This window comes from Roseibium sp., from assembly GCF_965233565.1.
Classification (GTDB): domain Bacteria; phylum Pseudomonadota; class Alphaproteobacteria; order Rhizobiales; family Stappiaceae; genus Roseibium.
On record NZ_OZ247494.1, the window covers coordinates 3,834,921 to 3,853,270 of the forward strand.

General features: G+C 60.8%; 16 protein-coding genes and 1 tRNA gene. 10 read left to right on the forward strand and 7 right to left on the reverse strand.

The features are described from left to right. Positions 1 to 2: 2 nt before the first annotated feature. Positions 3 to 668, forward strand: coding sequence for a class II aldolase/adducin family protein (locus ACO6TG_RS17640; protein ID WP_422374386.1), 666 nt, complete (start codon positions 3 to 5; stop codon positions 666 to 668). Between the two features lie 123 nt (positions 669 to 791). On the opposite strand, the gene rpsA is transcribed toward ACO6TG_RS17640, so the two are convergent. The 3 genes from rpsA to aroA all read right to left on the reverse strand — a co-directional run bounded on the left by rpsA (position 792) and on the right by aroA (position 4,738). Then, positions 792 to 2,489 (reverse strand): 30S ribosomal protein S1, encoded by a 1,698-nt coding sequence (gene rpsA, locus ACO6TG_RS17645; protein WP_422374387.1) that lies wholly within the window; start codon positions 2,487 to 2,489, stop codon positions 792 to 794. A gap of 270 nt (positions 2,490 to 2,759) precedes the next feature. Continuing rightward, positions 2,760 to 3,386, reverse strand: a complete 627-nt coding sequence (gene cmk, locus ACO6TG_RS17650; RefSeq protein WP_094073540.1) for a (d)CMP kinase — start codon at positions 3,384 to 3,386, stop codon at positions 2,760 to 2,762. Then, the gene (aroA, locus tag ACO6TG_RS17655; protein ID WP_422374388.1) at positions 3,383 to 4,738 is read right to left on the reverse strand and encodes a 3-phosphoshikimate 1-carboxyvinyltransferase; all 1,356 of its coding nucleotides are present in this window, start codon (positions 4,736 to 4,738) and stop codon (positions 3,383 to 3,385) included. The genes cmk and aroA overlap by 4 nt, the downstream gene beginning before the upstream one ends. A 301-nt stretch (positions 4,739 to 5,039) precedes the next feature. On the opposite strand from aroA, the gene ACO6TG_RS17660 reads away from it, so the two are divergent. From ACO6TG_RS17660 to ACO6TG_RS17670, 3 genes are all read left to right on the forward strand, one after another. Further along, positions 5,040 to 5,432, forward strand: a complete 393-nt coding sequence (locus ACO6TG_RS17660; protein ID WP_422374389.1) for a TIGR02300 family protein — start codon at positions 5,040 to 5,042, stop codon at positions 5,430 to 5,432. Between the two features lie 150 nt (positions 5,433 to 5,582). Beyond that, positions 5,583 to 5,658, forward strand: a tRNA-Ala gene (locus ACO6TG_RS17665). A gap of 267 nt (positions 5,659 to 5,925) precedes the next feature. Then, positions 5,926 to 6,519, forward strand: coding sequence for a class I SAM-dependent DNA methyltransferase (locus ACO6TG_RS17670; protein ID WP_422374390.1), 594 nt, complete (start codon positions 5,926 to 5,928; stop codon positions 6,517 to 6,519). Positions 6,520 to 6,571: 52 nt separating this feature from the next. On the opposite strand, the gene ACO6TG_RS17675 is transcribed toward ACO6TG_RS17670, so the two are convergent. From ACO6TG_RS17675 to ACO6TG_RS17690, 4 genes are all read right to left on the reverse strand, one after another. Beyond that, on the reverse strand, positions 6,572 to 7,867 hold the full coding sequence (locus ACO6TG_RS17675; RefSeq protein WP_422374391.1) for a sensor histidine kinase: 1,296 nt from the start codon (positions 7,865 to 7,867) through the stop codon (positions 6,572 to 6,574). A 5-nt stretch (positions 7,868 to 7,872) separates the two neighbouring features. Next, entirely contained in the window at positions 7,873 to 8,559 is a 687-nt protein-coding gene (locus ACO6TG_RS17680) for a response regulator (protein WP_422374392.1), read from the reverse strand. A 121-nt stretch (positions 8,560 to 8,680) separates the two neighbouring features. After that, a complete protein-coding gene (locus tag ACO6TG_RS17685; RefSeq protein ID WP_422374393.1) occupies positions 8,681 to 9,292 on the reverse strand; it encodes a Spy/CpxP family protein refolding chaperone in 612 nt (203 codons plus the stop codon). Between the two features lie 106 nt (positions 9,293 to 9,398). Continuing rightward, positions 9,399 to 9,791: a hypothetical protein gene (locus tag ACO6TG_RS17690; RefSeq protein WP_422374394.1), complete on the reverse strand. Its 393-nt coding sequence runs from the start codon at positions 9,789 to 9,791 to the stop codon at positions 9,399 to 9,401. 359 nt (positions 9,792 to 10,150) lie between these two features. On the opposite strand from ACO6TG_RS17690, the gene ACO6TG_RS17695 reads away from it, so the two are divergent. The 6 genes from ACO6TG_RS17695 to ACO6TG_RS17720 all read left to right on the forward strand — a co-directional run bounded on the left by ACO6TG_RS17695 (position 10,151) and on the right by ACO6TG_RS17720 (position 18,341). Then, positions 10,151 to 11,500, forward strand: a complete 1,350-nt coding sequence (locus ACO6TG_RS17695; RefSeq protein ID WP_422374395.1) for a DUF2252 family protein — start codon at positions 10,151 to 10,153, stop codon at positions 11,498 to 11,500. Continuing rightward, complete coding sequence (locus ACO6TG_RS17700) at positions 11,490 to 13,484, forward strand: alkaline phosphatase D family protein (protein WP_422374396.1); 1,995 nt, start codon at positions 11,490 to 11,492, stop codon at positions 13,482 to 13,484. Before ACO6TG_RS17695 ends, ACO6TG_RS17700 begins: the two co-directional genes overlap by 11 nt. 215 nt (positions 13,485 to 13,699) lie before the next feature. Continuing rightward, positions 13,700 to 15,070, forward strand: a complete 1,371-nt coding sequence (locus tag ACO6TG_RS17705) for an ABC transporter substrate-binding protein (RefSeq protein ID WP_422374397.1) — start codon at positions 13,700 to 13,702, stop codon at positions 15,068 to 15,070. A gap of 72 nt (positions 15,071 to 15,142) precedes the next feature. Next, positions 15,143 to 16,447: a carbohydrate ABC transporter permease gene (locus ACO6TG_RS17710; RefSeq protein ID WP_422374398.1), complete on the forward strand. Its 1,305-nt coding sequence runs from the start codon at positions 15,143 to 15,145 to the stop codon at positions 16,445 to 16,447. A gap of 8 nt (positions 16,448 to 16,455) precedes the next feature. Continuing rightward, a complete protein-coding gene (locus ACO6TG_RS17715; protein ID WP_422374399.1) occupies positions 16,456 to 17,283 on the forward strand; it encodes a carbohydrate ABC transporter permease in 828 nt (275 codons plus the stop codon). Then, positions 17,283 to 18,341: an ABC transporter ATP-binding protein gene (locus ACO6TG_RS17720; RefSeq protein ID WP_422374400.1), complete on the forward strand. Its 1,059-nt coding sequence runs from the start codon at positions 17,283 to 17,285 to the stop codon at positions 18,339 to 18,341. Before ACO6TG_RS17715 ends, ACO6TG_RS17720 begins: the two co-directional genes overlap by 1 nt. Positions 18,342 to 18,350 lie beyond the last annotated feature (9 nt).

The following is an 18,350-nucleotide window of genomic DNA, read 5'->3' on the forward strand; positions in this document are numbered from 1 at the left end:
ACATGTTGAAACCACCTTACGACGACACGCTCGACCTGCGTCAGGCCATCATCGATGCCTGCCTGGAGATGAACCGGCGCGGCGTCAATCAGGGGACCTCCGGCAATATTTCCGCACGCGCCGGAAACCGGATGGTGATCACGCCGTCCGGCATTCCCTATGACCGCATGACACCGGACATGCTGGCCTCACTGCCCCTGGATGATGACGGGCCAGCAGAGGGACCGTATCCGCCCTCGACCGAATGGCAGTTCCACCTGGCGCTGCTGAAGGCAAAACCGGAGATGCATGCCGTCGTCCATGCCCATCCGGTTCACTGCACGGCACTCTCCATCAACCGGGAGGAAATCCCGGCCTGCCACTACATGATCGCGCTTTTCGGCGGCAACACGGTGCCCCTGGCAGACTACGCGCTGTTCGGAAGCGACCGGCTGGCAGAGGCCGTTGTCGAGGCCATGACGGATCGAAGCGGCTGCCTGATGGCCAATCACGGCGCCGTGGTGACGGGCGAAACGCTGGAGAAGGGGCTTTGGCGCCTGGAAGAGCTGGAAGTGCTGGCACGCGCCTATATTCTCAGCCGCACTATCGGCACGCCTCATATCCTGTCAGCGGGCGAGATCGACGAAGTTCTCGGCGCTGTGGCAAATTACGGCATAAAGTCAGCCTGAACCGACGGTCTGGGCCGGGCTGGATCTGCTCAAGACAATCCCCGGCACTGCTATCCGACAAACAAAAAGCCCGGCATCGCTGCCGGGCTTTTCCGTTTTCAGATCTCGATGAGACCGGAAGACTTAGTCGTCGGACTGCTGCTTCAGAGCCGCACCCAGGATGTCGCCGAGGGAGGCGCCGCTGTCGGAGGAGCCATACTGAGCGACAGCTTCCTTCTCTTCGGCGATTTCCAGGGCCTTGATCGACACGGTGACCCGGCGGGTCTTCTTGTCGAACTGGGTGATACGGGCGTCGAACTTGTCGCCAACGGAGTATTTTTCCGGGCGCTGTTCTTCGCGGTCACGGGAGAGGTCGGCACGACGGATGAACGCGGTCAGGTCGCTGTCTGCGATCTTGACGTCCAGGCCACCGTCTTTGATTTCGACGACTTCACAGGTGACAACAGAGTTCTTGCGAAGTTCGCCGGCTGCACCGGATTCCATCGGATCACCGGAGAGCTGCTTGATGCCGAGGGAGATACGCTCCTTGTCGACGTCAACGTCCAGAACGACGGCCTTGACCATGTCGCCCTTCTTGAACTCTTCGATGACCTGCTCGCCCGGACGGTTCCAGTCGAGATCGGACAGGTGAACCATGCCGTCCACGTCGCCGTCGAGGCCGATGAACAGGCCGAATTCGGTCTTGTTCTTGACTTCGCCTTCGACTTCGGTGCCGATCGGGAACTGTTCGGCGAACGCATCCCACGGGTTCTGCAGGGTCTGCTTGAGGCCCAGGGAGATGCGGCGCTTGACCGGATCGACTTCCAGGATCATCACTTCGACTTCCTGGGAAGTGGAAACGATCTTGCCCGGATGGACGTTCTTCTTGGTCCAGGACATTTCAGAAACGTGGATCAGGCCTTCGATGCCCGGCTCCAGTTCAACGAATGCACCATAGTCCGTGATGTTGGTCACGCGGCCAGAGAACTTGGCTTCGATCGGGTATTTGGCTTCGATGCCATCCCACGGATCGGTTTCAAGCTGCTTCATGCCGAGGCTGATGCGATGCGTTTCCTGGTTGACGCGGATGATCTGCACCTTGACGGTCTGGCCGATGGTGAGAACTTCCGACGGATGGTTGATGCGGCGCCACGCGATGTCGGTGACGTGCAGCAGGCCATCGATACCGCCGAGGTCGACGAACGCACCGTAATCGGTGATGTTCTTGACCACACCTTCCACGGTATGACCTTCTTCCAGGCTCTGGACCAGTTCCGAACGCTGTTCGGCGCGGGTTTCTTCCAGAACAACACGGCGGGACACGACGATGTTGCCGCGGCGCTTGTCCATCTTCAGGATCTGGAACGGCTGCGGGGTGTGCATCAGCGGGGTCACGTCGCGCACCGGACGGATGTCCACCTGCGAGCGCGGCAGGAAGGCAACGGCGCCATCCAGATCGACGGTGAAGCCGCCCTTGACCTGGTTGAAGATCTGGCCGTTGACTTTTTCGTTGGCTTCGAAAGCAGCTTCGAGGCGAACCCAGCTTTCTTCGCGGCGTGCTTTTTCGCGCGACAGAACAGCTTCGCCGAGAGCGTTTTCGACACGCTCCAGGTAAACTTCAACTTCGTCGCCGACACCCATTTCGCCGTCGCGGCCTTTCGCGCCGAATTCCTTCAGCGGCACGCGGCCTTCGACCTTCAGGCCGACGTCGATGACGGCGAGGTCTTTTTCGATGGCAACGACGGTGCCTTTGACAACAGCACCTTCGTAAAGGTCGTTCTGGACGAAGGACTCTTCGAGAAGAGCCGCAAAATCCTCAGTGGAGGGATTAAAATCAGTCAAGTCGTTCTCCTGGCGCCTTTTGGCGCGCCGCCGGCGGGTTGGTGTTGCACTCCGGATCGTCTGTCTCCCGGGATCGCGTTTCGCTGATCCTTCCGCTCAAAAAGCGGGCCGGCGGGGCGGGAGCCGGAAAATCCGGTCTCGTCACAGGGCGCCAGTTGGCGGCGTCCTGCCGAAATTGAGTTTTGTTCTTAAATCAAGAACCAGCGGCCCTGAGGCCACTTTGCTCCGGATGCACGAACAGGGGCACACCAAGGGTGAGCCCCACGTCCTCTAGGCATCCCTGGCGCGCGAAACGATATCCACAGCCGCCTGGAACGCGGTCTCTATATCCATTTCTGTCGTATCAAGCAAGACCGCATCGTCCGCTTGTTTCATCGGAGCCACTGTTCTTTGGCTGTCGCGCTCGTCCCGGCGCTTCAGATCATCCAGAACCGAGGCGTAAACCGCCTCCTGTCCCTTGGAGATCATCTCGTCGGTCCGCCGCCTGGCGCGCGCCTCGGGCGAGGCGGTGACGAACAGTTTGACGGTTGCATGCGGGCAGACCACGGTCCCGATGTCGCGTCCGTCCAGGACAGCGCCCGGCGGCGTTTCGGCAAAGCGCCTTTGCAGGTTGACCAGCTCCTCCCGCAGGCCGCCGAGAACGGCAATGCGCGAGGCGGCTTCACCGATCTCATGCGCGGACAGAACGCTCTTGTCCATCTGGGCAAGGTCCAGGTTCTGCGCGATCTCGATGGCGATCGGTTCGTCGCCAAGCGGCAGACCCTTTGCCAGCAGGGCCGCGGCGACGGCCCGGTAGGTCAGGCCGGTGTCCAGGTGGCGCAGGCCGAAATGATCCGCCAGCCGCCGGGAGAGTGTGCCTTTGCCGGACGCGGCCGGACCGTCGATTGCAATGATCATGCAGCCTCGCTGGGTTGGGCGGAAATCCGGGCGCCGAGGCCTTCAAACAGCGTCGTGAAGGTCGGGAAGCTGGTGGCGATGACCGCACCATCGTCAACGGTCACCGGCTTGTGGGCAGCCATGCCGAGCACCAGGAAGGACATGGCGATGCGGTGATCGAGATGTGTGACGACCGTTCCGCCGCCGATATCGTTGGCACCGCCGGTCACCGTGAGCGTGTCCTCGGTTTCAACGCAAGGGATGCCATTGGCTTCCAGGCCCCGGGCAACGGCGGCAAGCCGGTCGGATTCCTTGACCCGGAGTTCGTCCAGGCCCGGCATGAAAGTGTCGCCCTCGGCAAAGGCCGCGGCCACGGCCAGCACCGGATACTCGTCGATCATGGACGGTGCGCGGCTTGCCGGCACGGTGATGCCTTTCAGCCTGCTGGCCTTCACGCGCAGGTCGCCGACTTCTTCACCGCCTGTTTCGCGCCGGTTGACGATCTCGATGTCGCCGCCCATGTCGATCAGCGTCGTGATCAGTCCGGTGCGATGCTCGTTCAGAAGCACGTTTTCAATCATGATGTCGGATCCCGGTGTGATCAGCGCCGCCACCAGCGGGAACCCGGCGGAAGACGGGTCGCCGGGCACATCGATGTCCTGCGGTTTCAGCTCCGGCTGGCCTTGCAGGCGAATGACCCGCTCGCCGGCGTCGTTCAGAGAAACGGAAATCTCGGCGCCAAAACCCTTCAGCATCTTCTCCGTGTGATCCCGGGTCGCGATCGGTTCGATCACGGTGGTCACGCCCGGCGCGTTGAGGCCGGCCAGAAGCACGGCGGATTTCACCTGGGCGGAGGGCATAGGCACGCGGTAGGTCAGAGGCAGGGCCTGTTCCGGTCCGCGGATCGAGGCCGGTAGGCGGTCGCCGTCACGGGCGATCACGTTTGTGCCCATGTCGCGCAGCGGATCGAGCACCCGGCCCATCGGCCGTCCGGAGAGCGACGCGTCGCCGACAAACGTGGCGGCAATGTTGTGGCTGCCGAAAATGCCCATGGTCAGGCGCACGCCGGTCCCGGCATTGCCGAAATCGATGACATGGTCCGGCTCCAGCAGGCTGCCGAGACCGATGCCGTCGACGGTGTAGCTGCCGTCATCGTGTTTCTCGATCGTGGCGCCGACGGCGCGCATGGCGTCTGCGGTTGCCAGAACGTCTTCGGATTCAAGCAGGCCGTTGACGGTGGTGCGGCCGACGGCAAGGGCGCCGAACATCAGCGAGCGGTGGGAAATGGATTTGTCGCCGGGCACGCGGATCGTGCCGGTAAGGGGAGTGCCCATGCTCGAGGTGAGTGGCGTGGGCGTGGAAGCATGTGACATTTTCGAATGTCCGCAATTTCAGGGTCTGGACCCTTGTCGGTTGTCAAAAGGTGTCACGTCCTATCACGCAGATGCGGCTTCGTCATCTTCTCAGGCTGCATTTCTCCGGGCGAGGAAAGTTCGATGCATAGTGGGCAAGCGTGGGATAAACCGGTCTGGTGGTTGAAATTTAACCCGCAACGTGCAGAACAATGGGCGAAGTAACGAATTTCTCCCGATTAGCCTTTGACAGGGAAACCTCTTGAGGCTATGGGGCTGCCCACTAATTCAAGTCGTCCAATAACTACGAAGGGTGAGCACAGTGGCAAAACCTGAACTTGGCACCAAGCGGCTGTGCCCGAGCTGCGGCGCGAAATACTACGACCTCAACCGGGACCCGATCACGTGCCCGAAATGCGGTACGATCTTCGAGACCGTCATGACCTCCCGTGCCGCCAAGGCGGCCAAGGCTGAAGAAAAGCCTGAGGAAGATGAGGACGAGGACGACGCAGCGGCTCCGGAAATCGTCACGCTCGAAGAAGCGGACGCGGAAGCCGAGGGCGGCGACGACGTGCCGGACATCGACGGAGACGATGATGTCGAGCTGGACGATGACGACAGCTCGGACGACGACGTCTTCATCGACGACGAGGACGAAGACGAAGACAACGTGCCGGGTATCCGCGTCGAGATCGACGAAGACCCGGATCAGTAAGCTATTGATCAGGCAGAGTTTTTGCTCTGCCTGATCTTTTCCACAAGCCTGGCGAAAATTAGCGCGATTTTCTGCTTGATCTTGTGCGGAGGTGTGACTATAACCCGCCTCCATCAACGCCGGAGACCCAAACCGGCACCAAATGGACAAGGGGCCATAGCTCAGCTGGGAGAGCGCTTCGCTGGCAGCGAAGAGGTCAGGGGTTCGATTCCCCTTGGCTCCACCATTTCTTCTCTTCCGACAATTCAGATTTGACCTTCTCTGGAAATGCATGTCCTCATGCGGTTGCCGGTCTACGGGGGTTTCCACCTTTCGCCAGGACTAATGGGCGTTGGCGTCGTGACGGATCCCTTTCCATCGGGCCGCACTGGCTTGTGAGATGAGAATCTGAAAGCCTCGCACGCCGAACGGGTAAGAATTGAACGGGGCGTTGCTGGACAAGACGCTTCAGCTTGGACGAAGTACGCCCGGATCAACAAAGGGGCGCCTGCGCATGTCCGACAGCGAAACGATCCGCATCTATGACGAAAAGGCCGGTGACTATGCTGCGCGGTTTGCCAGCAGCAGTCCGAGCGGCTCCCTGCAGGCATTCATGGCGCTGCTGCCCGTGCGCGCACGGGTTCTCGACTGGGGCTGTGGACCTGCGACAGCGTCGGCGCATATGCAGGACGCGGGGTTCGACCCGGATCCCGTGGATGCTTCCCCGGAAATGGTGGCTCTTGCGCGCACTCAATTCGGACTGAATGCGCGCTGCGCAACCTTCAGCGATCCGTTGCCATCTGCGCACTATGATGGCGCATGGGTCAATTTCAGCCTGCTGCATGCGTCACGTGCTGCGCTGCCGGGGCATTTAAGGCAGCTTCACGAAGCGCTTCTGCCTGGCGCCATTCTTCACCTGGGCATGAAGCGGGGCAGCGGAGAACAGCGTGACCGTTTCGGACGGTTCTATGTCTTTTATCAAACCAGCGAGTTGACGAAGCATCTGGAAGCGGCAGGTTTTCAGGTCACGCACACCCATGAAGGCGAAGAGGCGGGCCTCGCCGGAACAATTGATCCCTTCGTGCTCCTCCTGTCGAAAAAAGCCTGAAACCGTCGCCACGATCTGGAGGATCGCAAAGGTCCTGATTGGCGTTTCGAGCTTAGGGGCTGGATGGCAAGGTCACGCGAACACCGGTCTTCCCGCCCGTAACAGCAACGACATCCGCCCAGCCTCCATGGGCTTGTGCGATCTTGCGCACCAAAGGCAGGCCGAGGCCGTAGCCGTCGATGTTCTGTCGATCCGGGCCGCGGTAGAAAGGCTGGAAAACCGTCGCGCGTTCGGCCATCGAAATGCCCGGGCCCTGGTCGCAAACATCCAGCGTGACGACGTTCGCAGAGGAGCTCAGCGTCACTGTGACCGGCGGGATCCCGTGTTTAAGACCGTTTTCAAGCAGATTGGCGAGCAATCGGTGCAAGAGACGGGGATCGCCCTCGATCTCCGGAGCGGTTCCGGAAAAGGAGCAGCCTTCGAACCTGGCGCATTCCTCCGCAATCAACGCAAGGAGGTCGACCGGCTCACGGCTGTCGAGCGGCATCGCCGCGTCCAGCCGGCTCATCATCAGGATCTCCTCGATCAGCGCATTGAGGTCGGCAATGTCCTGTTTCAGGGCTTCCTGGCGTTTTGGCGAGGGTTGGTCCTGTTCCATCTCCAGGCCCAGCTTGATGCGGGCCAGCGGTGTCCGCAGCTCGTGGCTGGCATTTGCGAGGAGCAGGCGATGTGCCGTGACCAGTTTGTCTATCTTGTCGGCGGAGGCGTTGAAACTGCGTGCCAGCTGCGACACCTCATCCAGGCCCTTGACGTCGACACGCGCCTTCAGGTCGCCGGCACCGATCCGCTCCACCCCTTCCTGCAATTGTTCCAGGCGTTTGGTCAGCCGGCGCGCAATCGGATAGACGCCAACACCGACACAAAGACCGATCAGGGCGAGGGCGGCCAGGAGATTGACGACCGGCGCCGCGCCCGGACGTCGTTCCGCATCTGCCACGAGCCAGCGCCCGTCCGGAAGGGACAGGGCGACAACCGGGCCTCCGTCCGCGCGAAACCAGCCGGTCTGGCCGTGGAACCGGTCATCGGGCATGTCCGGGTCGCCCCACTTGGCGATCAGGCGGCCCGACGCGTCGAACATTTTCAGTTCCAGCTCGAGATCCTGGCCCAATCTCTCGATCGTCGCCTGTTGAGTCGCAATGCTGGCGCCGGGCGGTGGCAGAGTCAGTGCCACGAAGCGGCTGATGGAATCGAGCACATCGCGGTTGACCCGGTCGCGGCCGTATACCTCCCACAAGAGGGCAGACAGGATTACCACCAGGAGCAGGCTGGCCAGCATGACGCCGTAGATCTGCAGGTAGAGCCGTCGCATCAGGAACGGAGCAAACAGCTTGCGAAACGGATGGATCATCTGGCTCAGTCCTGTGACCGGGCAAAGACGTAGCCGGCACCGCGCACGGTGATCAACCGGCGCGGCTTGTTCGGGTCGTCCTCGATTTCCGCCCGGATCCGCGAGACATGTACGTCGATGGACCGGTCGAAGGAGGCCAGGTTCTCGCCCTTCAGGGCATTCATGATGGTGTCACGGCTCAATACGCGGCCAGCCCTGTTGGCCAGGATTTCCAGCAGATTGAACTGGTGCGCCGTCAGATCGCAGACCCGGTCGCCGACGCGTGCCTCCATGGCATCCGGGTCGATTTCCAGGCGGCCGAAGCGCAGGATCCGGTGTGATGGTTCGGTGGTGCCGCGCCGGAGGACGGCCTTGAGCCGGGCGAGCAATTCCCTGGGTTCAAAGGGTTTGGGCAGGTAGTCGTCCGCCCCCAGTTCCAGGCCGATGATGCGATCCATCGGTTCGCCCTTGGCCGTCAGCATCACGATGGGCGTGGCGTTGTCCGCCCGTATCGTCTTGCAGAGATCAAGACCGTCGAAATCCGGCAACATCAGATCAAGCAGGATGGCGTCGAACTGCCGTTGCCGGTGCAGGTCGAGGCCTTTCTGACCGGTTCCGGCAACGGTGACCTGAAATCCGGACCCGCCGAGATAGTCCTGGACCATCGTGGCGAGCCGGGCGTCGTCTTCGATCAGGAGAATCTGCTGGGGCATGGGTCCTGTTGGTGTCGAGGCCTGGAGAAAGGCTGTTCAATCGGCAATGATTGAACAGCCAAACGGCGGCCGCTTCAAATGTTTTGCTGCCCCGGCATCGCGCGAACCCACCGCAGTATGACTAGTGACGGCGCCAACCGAAGCGTTTGCCGCGAAACTCCTCGATTCTTTCATCCAGTGTGGCGCGCTGCTCCGGCGTCAGGACTTCGGCGACATCGATCATCACGCTGGTCAGTCTCCGGCTGACTTCGTCCGCCAGCGCGAGTTTCTCGGCGCGCAAGGCCTCGACGGCAGACCGGTCGACATTATCCGCAAGGATCAGTTCGTGCAGATCCTTGCCGGTCGACGCGAGATCCTTATGCACGGCCTTCATCTCGATGGCCGCAGGCGTCAGGATGGCGACGATCTGGTCGATCTGCTCCGGCGTTGCATCAATTTCAATGGCGACATGCTGTACGAACCGGGAGACCCGCTTTTCGATGTCTTCATCGCTCATCTCCTGAAACTTGCCGCCGCGACGCCAGCCGATAAACTGAAGGCCGGAGTCGTCCGAGGCAGTGACGGCGCTTTGTGCCTTCAGGATCTCCGAGGCCGGGCCGGACACCTGTGGGGCGCCGTTTACGGTCAGAACGCTGCCGGCCAGGATCCCTGTGCTGACGATGCAGGCGGTGGCAAGACGGCTGAATTTGCTGTTGTTGGATTTCAAGCGTTTGTTCTCCAGTTTGTGCAACATGTCCTGTCTCCTCGGTTGTTTGCGACAACCTGCACCCAAGGAAACAGAAGTCGCGGAACGGAGACCGGATCGGCGCAGGCGGCTAATCCGGTCTCAGGGCGAAACCTCACGGTCGGAGGTTCCGCGGTCCAATCTCTCTGAGCTGGGCGAGCTGATCGGCTGTCAGAACGGTGGCGAGCTCGGCCTCGAGCACTTCGCGGTTCTGGTCCAGCTCGCCTTTCATGGCCCGCCGGGTTCGATAGGACGGACGCCCGCCATCCGGATCGATGCCGTGTTTGACCATCAGGGCCTTGGTTTTCGCGATATGGGCCTCGAAAATTCGCGTGAAGGCGACTTCCTGGTCGTCGGACAATTCGAGTGCGGCTGCCATTTCCTTCACGGGCGGCGGTGTCATGCGCGGCTGCGCGAGGACGGCTGTCGATGCGAATGCCAGACCGAGCGCCAGAAGACTTCCGGCGATCAGCCGGCGCGTTCTGGTCGGCTGGGAATTGCGTGACATGGGTTTGTTCCTTGCGTTGGGTCGCCGGGCATCCGCCAGGGCCGGCGACGGGTTGGGGAAAGTGCCCCTCTCTGCAAGGAAGAGATAAGCTGTCTCGTTTTCTGGCGTTCTTCTTCTATGTAAAGAAATGTAAAGCGCGTGGCCGTGCTGCGGGCGGGATCCATTGGGGGTATGCGCTACAACAGTCGCCCTGCAATCTCTGTGAACTGGAATTCGGGGCGAAATCCCGGCTGTTTGTCGCGGAATGTAACCGACCGGTTGCAGGCTCCCGGTCAGCGTCATATGTGAAAGTGCCTGAAGACAGGGAAGCGGCAATGTATGGACCGGATCTCCCATCAAGGCGGCTATAGAGGCAGGGCATGAGCGCGGACAAGAAACGACAGGGGCTGATTTCCGCGGAACTGAAGCGCGTCGACGGCGCAGCGCCTGAAACCCACCCCGTCCTCGACAAGCACCAGAAGATGGCTCGTTCGCCGTTTCAGTTCCTGCGTGGCTCGGCGCAGATCTTCTATGCGGATCTTGCTGCCGGCAGCCTGAAACTGCCCGAGCAGCTTCTTCAGGCACCGTTGACGCGGATTGTCGGCGATTGTCACCTGGCCAATTTCGGCTTCCTGACAGAGGAAGGCAGCTACGGCGACACGGTGATCTGGGCTCCCAACGATTATGACGACGCCGCCGAGGGCCATGCGGCATTTGATCTGGCGCGCTTTTGTGTGTCCCTGTTCCTGGTTGCGGACTATCTGGAAGGCCTCGGGGCTGGACGCTACCGCAGTGCGGAGGCTTTCAAGGTTCAGAAACCGCCAGGGAAAAAGGACGCAGCAAAGGCAGCTGAAGGCTTCCTGGGGTCCTATCGCAAGGCCTTGAAGAAGATCGCATTGGATCCGGAGAAGAGGGACGATGCGGTCAAACGGTTCGACAAGGATCATTTTCTCAGAAAGCCGCTGGACAAGGCGAAGGCAAGGGCTCCGGCCGGCAAGCATTTCGAGAAGAAGTCCTCGATCGCCAAGCTGGCTGTGCGGACAAGAGGCGGCTTCAGGTTCGATCCGGAGAACAGCAAGCTTGCCCCGGTTGAACCTGCCCTGGCTGATGAACTGGAAGACGTGTTCCGGCCACATCTGGATGATTCGGTCCTTGACGTGTCTCGCCGCCTTGGCGCCGGGACCGGTTCGCTCAGTGTCGAGCGCTTCTATTTTCTGGTCGGCCCGGCCGGGGCGACGGATGGTGAAGCGTTTCGGGAGACCCATGTGGTGGAAATCAAGCAGCAGCGCGAAGCTGCGCTGATCCACCATTTTGCAAACCTGTCGCCTGTCAACCGGATGAACCCGGCACACCTGACGGTCGATTGCCAGCGACGCATGATGCGCCGACCCGACCTGGTGCTGGATGAAGCGGTCTGGAACGGTGTGCACTGGCTGGTGCGCTCACGCCATCACGCCAGGTTGGCAGTCGATCCGGAAGATCTTCTGGAAGCTGACAAGCCTGCAATGGCCTTGAAGGATTACGCCAAGGCCTGCGGCGTGGCGCTGGCCCGCACCCATTCCCGCGGCGACCGCCGGTCGGTGCGCTTTGAACGGGTCATGGCCGACGCACTTGCGGACAAGGCCGAAGACCTGGTCGATGCCGCGCGTGCATATGCCGATCAGGTGGTGTCCGACCATTCACACCTGTGCGAGATGATCAGGAAAGACGGAGACGAACATGCAGCATGAGGCGGGTCTGCCTGCGGTCCTGGCCGGTCCGATTTTGCGCAAGGTCACCTCGGACCGCGTCACGATCTGGATGGCGGTGAGGGCGCCTGCAAAGGTCAGGTTGGAATTGCAGCCGGAAGCGGAAGCATCCCGCGAATATGTGCTGGAACCCGGGACAGAGGAGCTGGCGTGTCTCAGCGCTGGTGTGTATCTCCACTATCTCCTGATCGATGTGGCCGTCGATACACCGCTGCCGCCGGAAACCTGGATCAGCTACAGGCTGAACCTGATGTTCGAGGACGACCCGGAAGGTGGATGGCAGGACCATACCGTCTGGGCCCCCGATCTCACCTATTCCGGTGCGGAGAGGCCCGGCTTCATGGTGCCGCTGCGCATCAAATCGTTGCTGCACGGATCTTGCCGCAAGCCGCATGCCAAGGCGCGTGACGGGTTGGTGGCGGCCGACCGGCATCTGGCGGACCGGCTGCCGGGCCGGGACACGCCCGGGATCAACGAGGAGGGCTGGCCCTCGCTGCTGGTGATGAGCGGTGACCAGGTCTATGTGGATGATGTCGCCGGACCCATGGTGCAGGCCATCGGCGACATCTGCGAGAGGCTCGGCTTGCGCGATGAAACGCTGGCCGGGCTTGAAACCGATCTGCCGGCCTCCGGGCATGCCCTGCACGCAGTGGGTGACATGCTGTATCGCCGAGACCGGCTTCTGCCGAAAATCGACCAGAATGCAAAGGTGTTCGACGTGCTCTTCGGCGGCACCGCCAAGCCGATCTTCACCTCCCAGCATGCCCGCAATCATCTGATCACACTGGCCGAAATGCTGGCCATGTATCTGCTCGTCTGGTCGCCGGCCCTCTGGTCGGACATGCCCGAATTCCAGATGCCGGACGGTTTGAGCGAAGACGAGCAGGCCATGTATGTGCAGGAGACGGAGGCACTGAAGACCTTTGTCGAGGACCTGCCGGCCGCCAGGCGCCTGATGGCGCATCTGCCGACGGCCATGATCTTTGACGATCATGACGTCACCGACGACTGGAACCTGTCGCTGGCCTGGGAGCAGGCCGCCTATGGTCATCCGCTTGCCAAGAGGGTGATCGGCAACGCCATCCTGGCCTATGCGGTCAACCAGGGCTGGGGCAATCGGCCGGAGAGTTTCCGGGCCGACCTGGAAGCACCTGTCCGCGACGCGCTGGAGGCACCGGGTACCGACCGCCACGATGCAGCCATCGACGCGATTCTGGCCTTCGAGGCCTGGGATTTCCAGTGGCCGACGGACCCGCCCTTGATCGTGCTGGACACGCGCACCCGCCGCTGGCGCTCGGAGCGTAATTCTCATTACCCTTCAGGGCTGCTCGACTGGGAGGCGGCAACGGACCTGCAGGCGCAGCTGCGCGGCAAGGACGCTGTTCTGCTGGTGTCCGCTGCACCGATCTTCGGCGTCAAGCTGATCGAGGCAATCCAGAAATTCTTTACGGTCATCGGCAAGCCGCTGATGGTCGACGCCGAATACTGGATGGCGCATCCAGGGACGGCAGGGGCGATCCTGAATGTCTTTCGCCACCGCAACACACCGCGTCACTTCGTGATCCTGTCCGGCGATGTGCACTATTCCTTCGTCTATGACGTTGAACTGCGCCACGGGCAGCCGGATCTGAGCGGTGAACTCGCGAACGGCCCCGAGATCTGGCAGGTTTGCAGTTCCGGCATCAAGAACACCTGGCCGGAAAAACTGATCCGGACACTCGATTTCGGCAACCGCTGGGCCTTTGCGCCAAGGTCGCCGCTCAACTGGTTCACCAAGCGCCGCGGCATGAAGGTCATTCCACGCAAACCTGTCGGTACGCCTCACGGACAGCGCATTTTGAATGCGTCCGGGATCGGGCTTGTGGAACTCGATGAAACCGGTGCCCCGACACGCATCTGCCAGCTGACGGCGGAGGGCAAGACGGTTCCCTTCGAACGTCGGGAACTGGAGGCGCGGCTGGACTGATATCGCTGTGGCTCCGGCGTCATCTCAAACTGTCATCATTTGCCGATATCCTGAAGATCAGACAGGTCAGTCCGGTCTCCATTGAAAATTTTCGGCTGTCACATGGCCGTAACACCGCCTCTGTAAAACGCGCATTGCACACGTGTGCAAACGTCCTACCCGCGCCTGGATCCCGTTGAAGGAGAGGGCGCTGAACAGACAGCAGGCGAGACCAGATGACCACTCTTCTTTCCAAATTGCGCCAGTCCACGGCAGCTGCCGTTCTGGCTCTGACAGCTGCGACCGTTGCCGGCGAAGCCGTTGCAAAAGACCTGACCATCACCGTTTGGGCCGGCGGCTCCAACGACAGCGATCACTACCGCATCGACGCCATCGCTATGGCGGCCGACATGCTCGAGCGCGAATACGAGCTGGCCGGTGAAGAGCTGAACATCACCGTGGAAGGCAAACGCGATTTTGCCGGCTGGGCCGAGTTCAAGCAGGCCGTTACCCTGGCCGCTGAAGCCGGTACAGCGCCGAACATTGTTGTCACCAGCCACCTCGACATCGCACCGTGGAGCTCCGCAGGCCTGATCGTGCCGGTCGAGGACTATGTCGATCTCGACGCCTGGCCGCTCAACAACCTCTACGAAAACCTCGTTGAGATCACGTCCTACAACGGCCAGGTTGTCGGCCTGCCGCAGGACGCCGAAAGCCGTCCTTTCTTCTTCTGGAAAGACACCATGAAGAAGATCGGTTATTCCGACGAAGAGATCGACGCGTTGCCGGCCAAGGTTGAAGCAGGTGAATACACGCTTGCCAACGTTCTGGAAGACGCCAAGAAGGCCGTCGACATGGAACTGGTGGAACAGGGCTACGGTTTCTATCCGCGCGTTTCCAACGGCCCGGACTATGCCCAGTTCTATCAGTCTTTCGGTGGTGAACTGATCGACAGCGAGACCGGCAAACTGGTTCTCGACAAAAAGGCCATGACCGATTTCTACCAGTTCTTCGTCGATGCCGTTGAAGCCGGCGTCACCCGCAAGAACCACATCGGCACGGACTGGGCCCAGTGGTATTCCGAAGTGGCTTCCGGCAAGGCGGCTCTGTGGCATGGTGGCACCTGGCACTATGCCCGTTACACCGGCAAGGAAGGCCTGGACGATTTCTTCGGCAACATCCAGTTCACGCTGATCCCGGCCGGCAATGAAAACGGCCGTGCCAACACCATCACGCACCCGCTGGCCTATCTTCTGACCCAGCAGCAGGATGAAGAAGCCGTCGAGATCGCTGCCCAGCTGATCAAGATCGCTTCCGAGCCGCGCATCAACTCCCTGCATGCGATCAAGTCGGCCCACCTTGGCATTTCCAGGGAACAGTCGAACATCGAGTTCTATGCTAACGACCGTTGGGCGGCCGAAGCCACCGAGCGCCTGCTGCCGCATGCCAATGCCCAGCCGAACCACATCAAGTACGGCCAGTTCTCCGAACTGATGTTCAAGGGCCTGGAAACCGCCTGGACCGGTACCAAGACCCCGGCAGAAGCTGTGGCTGAAGTGGAAGCCGAAATGAAGGCAACCCTCGGCGACGACCTGATCGTCCGCTAAGCGAACCATCTTGGCCGGGCGGCTTTTCACTCCCTTTTCGCCCGGCCATTTTCTTTCCTCAAGAGGCAGATGATGCGGCGCGCAGACTTGTTCGGCCTGTGTTTCATGGCACCGGCGCTGATCCTTTCCATCCTGTTTTTCCTGGTGCCGGTGATCCTGACCGGGGTGTTCTCCTTCACGTCCATGAGCACGGCCACCGGCATCACCGGTGGCGCTTACGAGGTCACGCCCGAGATGGTGCGGGACCTGAAACAGTCCGGATTTGACGAAAAAGCAGTCAATCGGCTCGAGGCCGACCTCTTCAAGATTGACGACGCCGGACTGGCAGCCGTTGAAAAGGACTATGGCAAGGCTTTTGCAGGCGAAATCGCCAAGGCCTATTTCGGCAAGACTTATGATGGCCGCCGCAGCCTTGAGCGGGACCTGAAAAAGCTGAAATCGCGCCCGCGCTCAACCCGGGACCTGAAAAAGGCCGCCGATCTCTTCAAACGCTCGCTGCTCAACACACGGTTCGACAGTGAAACGGTGTTTCTTGAGAACCTGGACGGGCTCGGCCTGTCCCTTAGCCCGGAGCAACGGGAAGAAATCACGCGCGAAGCCTATACCGGCTGGGTCTGGACCAACGAGAATTACGACCGGATGGCGTCGCTGCCGTCGACATACCGCGCGGCCACCAACACGGCGATCTATGTCGGCTTCACTCTGGCCTTCAACATCGGCTTTGGGCTTTTCCTGGCGATCGCGACCTTCTATTTGCCATCGGCGCAGGCGGCTGCGTTCCGCACCATCTGGTTCCTGCCGCGCATTCTGCCGCCGGTGCTTTATGTGCTGATGTGGAAGTGGCTCACCTGGGACACCGGGTTTCTATCGACCCTTCTGAGTTTCTTTGGTGTGCCGGCACGCAACCTGATGCTCGACACCGCCTATCACGCCTGGATCGTGGTGATCCTGATCAACGGCTTTGTCGGGGCATCCATGGGCATGATCCTGTTCTCAAGTGCGATCCGGGCGATCCCGTCGTCCATGCTCTATGCCAGCGAGGTCGATGGCGCCAGCCGGATGCAGCAGGTCTGGTACATCATTCTGCCTCAGCTGCGCTGGCCGATCCTCTTCACGACCGCCTACCAGACGCTCTCGCTGCTGACTTCGTTTGAATACATCTATCTGTCGACCGACGGGGGGCCTGGCAGCGCGACAAGCGTCTGGGCGTTCTACGCCTTCTCCATCGCGCTCAACAATTATGGCGGCAATCTGGAATACGGCTATGGCGCCGCATTGGCCATGGTGCTGGTGGTGATCGGGATCATCGCGTCGCTGCTCTATCTCCGCCTGTTCGATTTCAAGACCATGATCAGCAAACCGCGGATCGAGAACTAGGAACCGCCATGAGCAACAATTTCAAGACCTGGCCGATCCTGCTGGCGCTTGGCCTGACATCGATGCCGCTGGTGATCATGTATGTCTACCTGGTTCTGGACACGGTCACGGTCAGTCCGGCCGGCTCGCTGATCCCGACCGACTTCTCCCTGGAGCACTGGCGTTTCCTGTGGGACGCACCGGGTACAGGCCGGGCGTCTGTCTGGCCCGTCACGCTCAACACCTTCATCTTCGCCTGCGCGTCAACGCTTCTGGTCCTGTCGGTGTCGCTGACATCCGGCTATGCGCTTTCCCGCCTCAACATGCCCTTTCGCGGCATGTTCCTGGCCGGTCTTATCATCCTGCACGCCTTCCCGACGATTACCCTGATCATCGCCATCTTCCTGATCCTGCAGATGATTGGCCTTTACGACACGCTTGTCGGCGTGATCCTGGTCAAGGCAGCACTCGAGCTGCCCTTTGGGATCTGGATCATGAAAGGGTTCTACGACAACGTGCCCTGGGAGATCGAGATGGCCGGGCTTCAGGACGGCGCCAGCCGCTTCACTGTCTGGTGGAAGCTGGTGCTGCCACAGGTTCAGCCCGGTCTGACCGCCCTCGGTATTTTCGCGTTTCTGTCCGGTTGGAGCGAGTTCATCCTGCCCCAGATCCTGGCGCCCGGCGCCAATGCCCAGGTGCTTGGTGTTTACCTGCAGAACCTGATCATCGACGACGTCAAACCGGACTTCAATCTCTTCAAGACGGTCGGCGTTTTCTACGCGCTGCCGGTCATTCTCATCTACCTGATCTTCAACAAGAAGCTCATGAACATCTATGGCGGAGGCACGAAGGGCTGATGCGTATTTCCATCGAAAACTTCACCAAGACCTTCGGCGACACCACCGTCATCAAGGACATGTCGCTGGAGATCAAGAGCGGCGAGATGATGGCCTTGCTTGGTCCGTCGGGCTGCGGCAAGTCGACGACGCTGTTTGCGATTTGCGGCATTCACCGGATGAACGGGGGACGCCTTATGTTCGGCGAGAGGGATGTCACCACACTGTCTTCCCAGAAGCGCAATGTCGGCGTCGTCTTTCAGAACTATGCGCTTTATCCGCACATGAATGTCTTCGACAACATCGCCTTCCCGCTGAAGGTGCGCAAGGACAGCCGCGCGGAGATCGAACGGCAGGTAGAAGAGATCGCCGGGCTGGTCCACATCGGCGAACTGTTGAAGCGCAAACCGGCCCAGCTTTCCGGTGGCCAGCAGCAACGTGTTGCGCTTGCAAGGGCTCTGGTGCGCAAGCCGGACATTCTTCTGCTCGACGAGCCGCTTGCCAACCTTGATGCCAAGCTGCGGCTCGAGATGCGCTCTGAAATTCGACGCATTCAGCTGGCGACCGGCATTACCGCCGTGCTGGTGACACATGACCAGGTCGAGGCGATGTCCATGTGCGACCGGATCGCGATAATGGACAAGGGCAAGATCGTTCAGCTGTCCGCCCCGCGCGACATGTATGAAAACCCGGCATCGGACTTTGTCGCCGGTTTTCTGGGCAATCCACCGATCGCCTTTCTGGACGGAACCGTCCAGGGAGAGACCTTGCGTCTGGCCAATTCCGAATTCACGTTGCCGGTGCCTTCCAGCATCCGGTTGCCGGATAATGGAGCGCCGATGCGTTTTGGCATCCGGCCCGAATTCTTCCAGCCTGGCAATGATCTGAAAGTGACGGGCAAAATCAGCTTTGTCGAAACGCAGGGCAGGGAAGAGCTCTACGACGTGACACTGGAAAACGGTGCCGTGCTGCGGTCGATCCAGTCTCAGGGTGGTGGATTTCAGATGGGGCAGCAGGTCACCTGGGGCATTGCGCAAGACCGCATCCTGGCCTTCGGTCCGGATGGCAACAGGCTTTGATGGTGTTTG

Excerpts from the sequence above, each read along its gene's own strand:
- ACO6TG_RS17640 (WP_422374386.1), top strand. The coding sequence starts at position 3 with ATGTTGAAACCACCTTACGACGACACGCTCGACCTGCGTCAGGCCATC.
- cmk (WP_094073540.1), bottom strand. The coding sequence starts at position 3,386 with ATGATCATTGCAATCGACGGTCCGGCCGCGTCCGGCAAAGGCACACTC.
- aroA (WP_422374388.1), bottom strand. The coding sequence starts at position 4,738 with ATGTCACATGCTTCCACGCCCACGCCACTCACCTCGAGCATGGGCACT.
- ACO6TG_RS17670 (WP_422374390.1), top strand. The coding sequence starts at position 5,926 with ATGTCCGACAGCGAAACGATCCGCATCTATGACGAAAAGGCCGGTGAC.
- ACO6TG_RS17675 (WP_422374391.1), bottom strand. The coding sequence starts at position 7,867 with ATGATCCATCCGTTTCGCAAGCTGTTTGCTCCGTTCCTGATGCGACGG.
- ACO6TG_RS17680 (WP_422374392.1), bottom strand. The coding sequence starts at position 8,559 with ATGCCCCAGCAGATTCTCCTGATCGAAGACGACGCCCGGCTCGCCACG.
- ACO6TG_RS17685 (WP_422374393.1), bottom strand. The coding sequence starts at position 9,292 with ATGTTGCACAAACTGGAGAACAAACGCTTGAAATCCAACAACAGCAAA.
- ACO6TG_RS17690 (WP_422374394.1), bottom strand. The coding sequence starts at position 9,791 with ATGTCACGCAATTCCCAGCCGACCAGAACGCGCCGGCTGATCGCCGGA.
- ACO6TG_RS17695 (WP_422374395.1), top strand. The coding sequence starts at position 10,151 with ATGAGCGCGGACAAGAAACGACAGGGGCTGATTTCCGCGGAACTGAAG.
- ACO6TG_RS17700 (WP_422374396.1), top strand. The coding sequence starts at position 11,490 with ATGCAGCATGAGGCGGGTCTGCCTGCGGTCCTGGCCGGTCCGATTTTG.
- ACO6TG_RS17705 (WP_422374397.1), top strand. The coding sequence starts at position 13,700 with ATGACCACTCTTCTTTCCAAATTGCGCCAGTCCACGGCAGCTGCCGTT.
- ACO6TG_RS17710 (WP_422374398.1), top strand. The coding sequence starts at position 15,143 with ATGCGGCGCGCAGACTTGTTCGGCCTGTGTTTCATGGCACCGGCGCTG.
- ACO6TG_RS17715 (WP_422374399.1), top strand. The coding sequence starts at position 16,456 with ATGAGCAACAATTTCAAGACCTGGCCGATCCTGCTGGCGCTTGGCCTG.
- ACO6TG_RS17720 (WP_422374400.1), top strand. The coding sequence starts at position 17,283 with ATGCGTATTTCCATCGAAAACTTCACCAAGACCTTCGGCGACACCACC.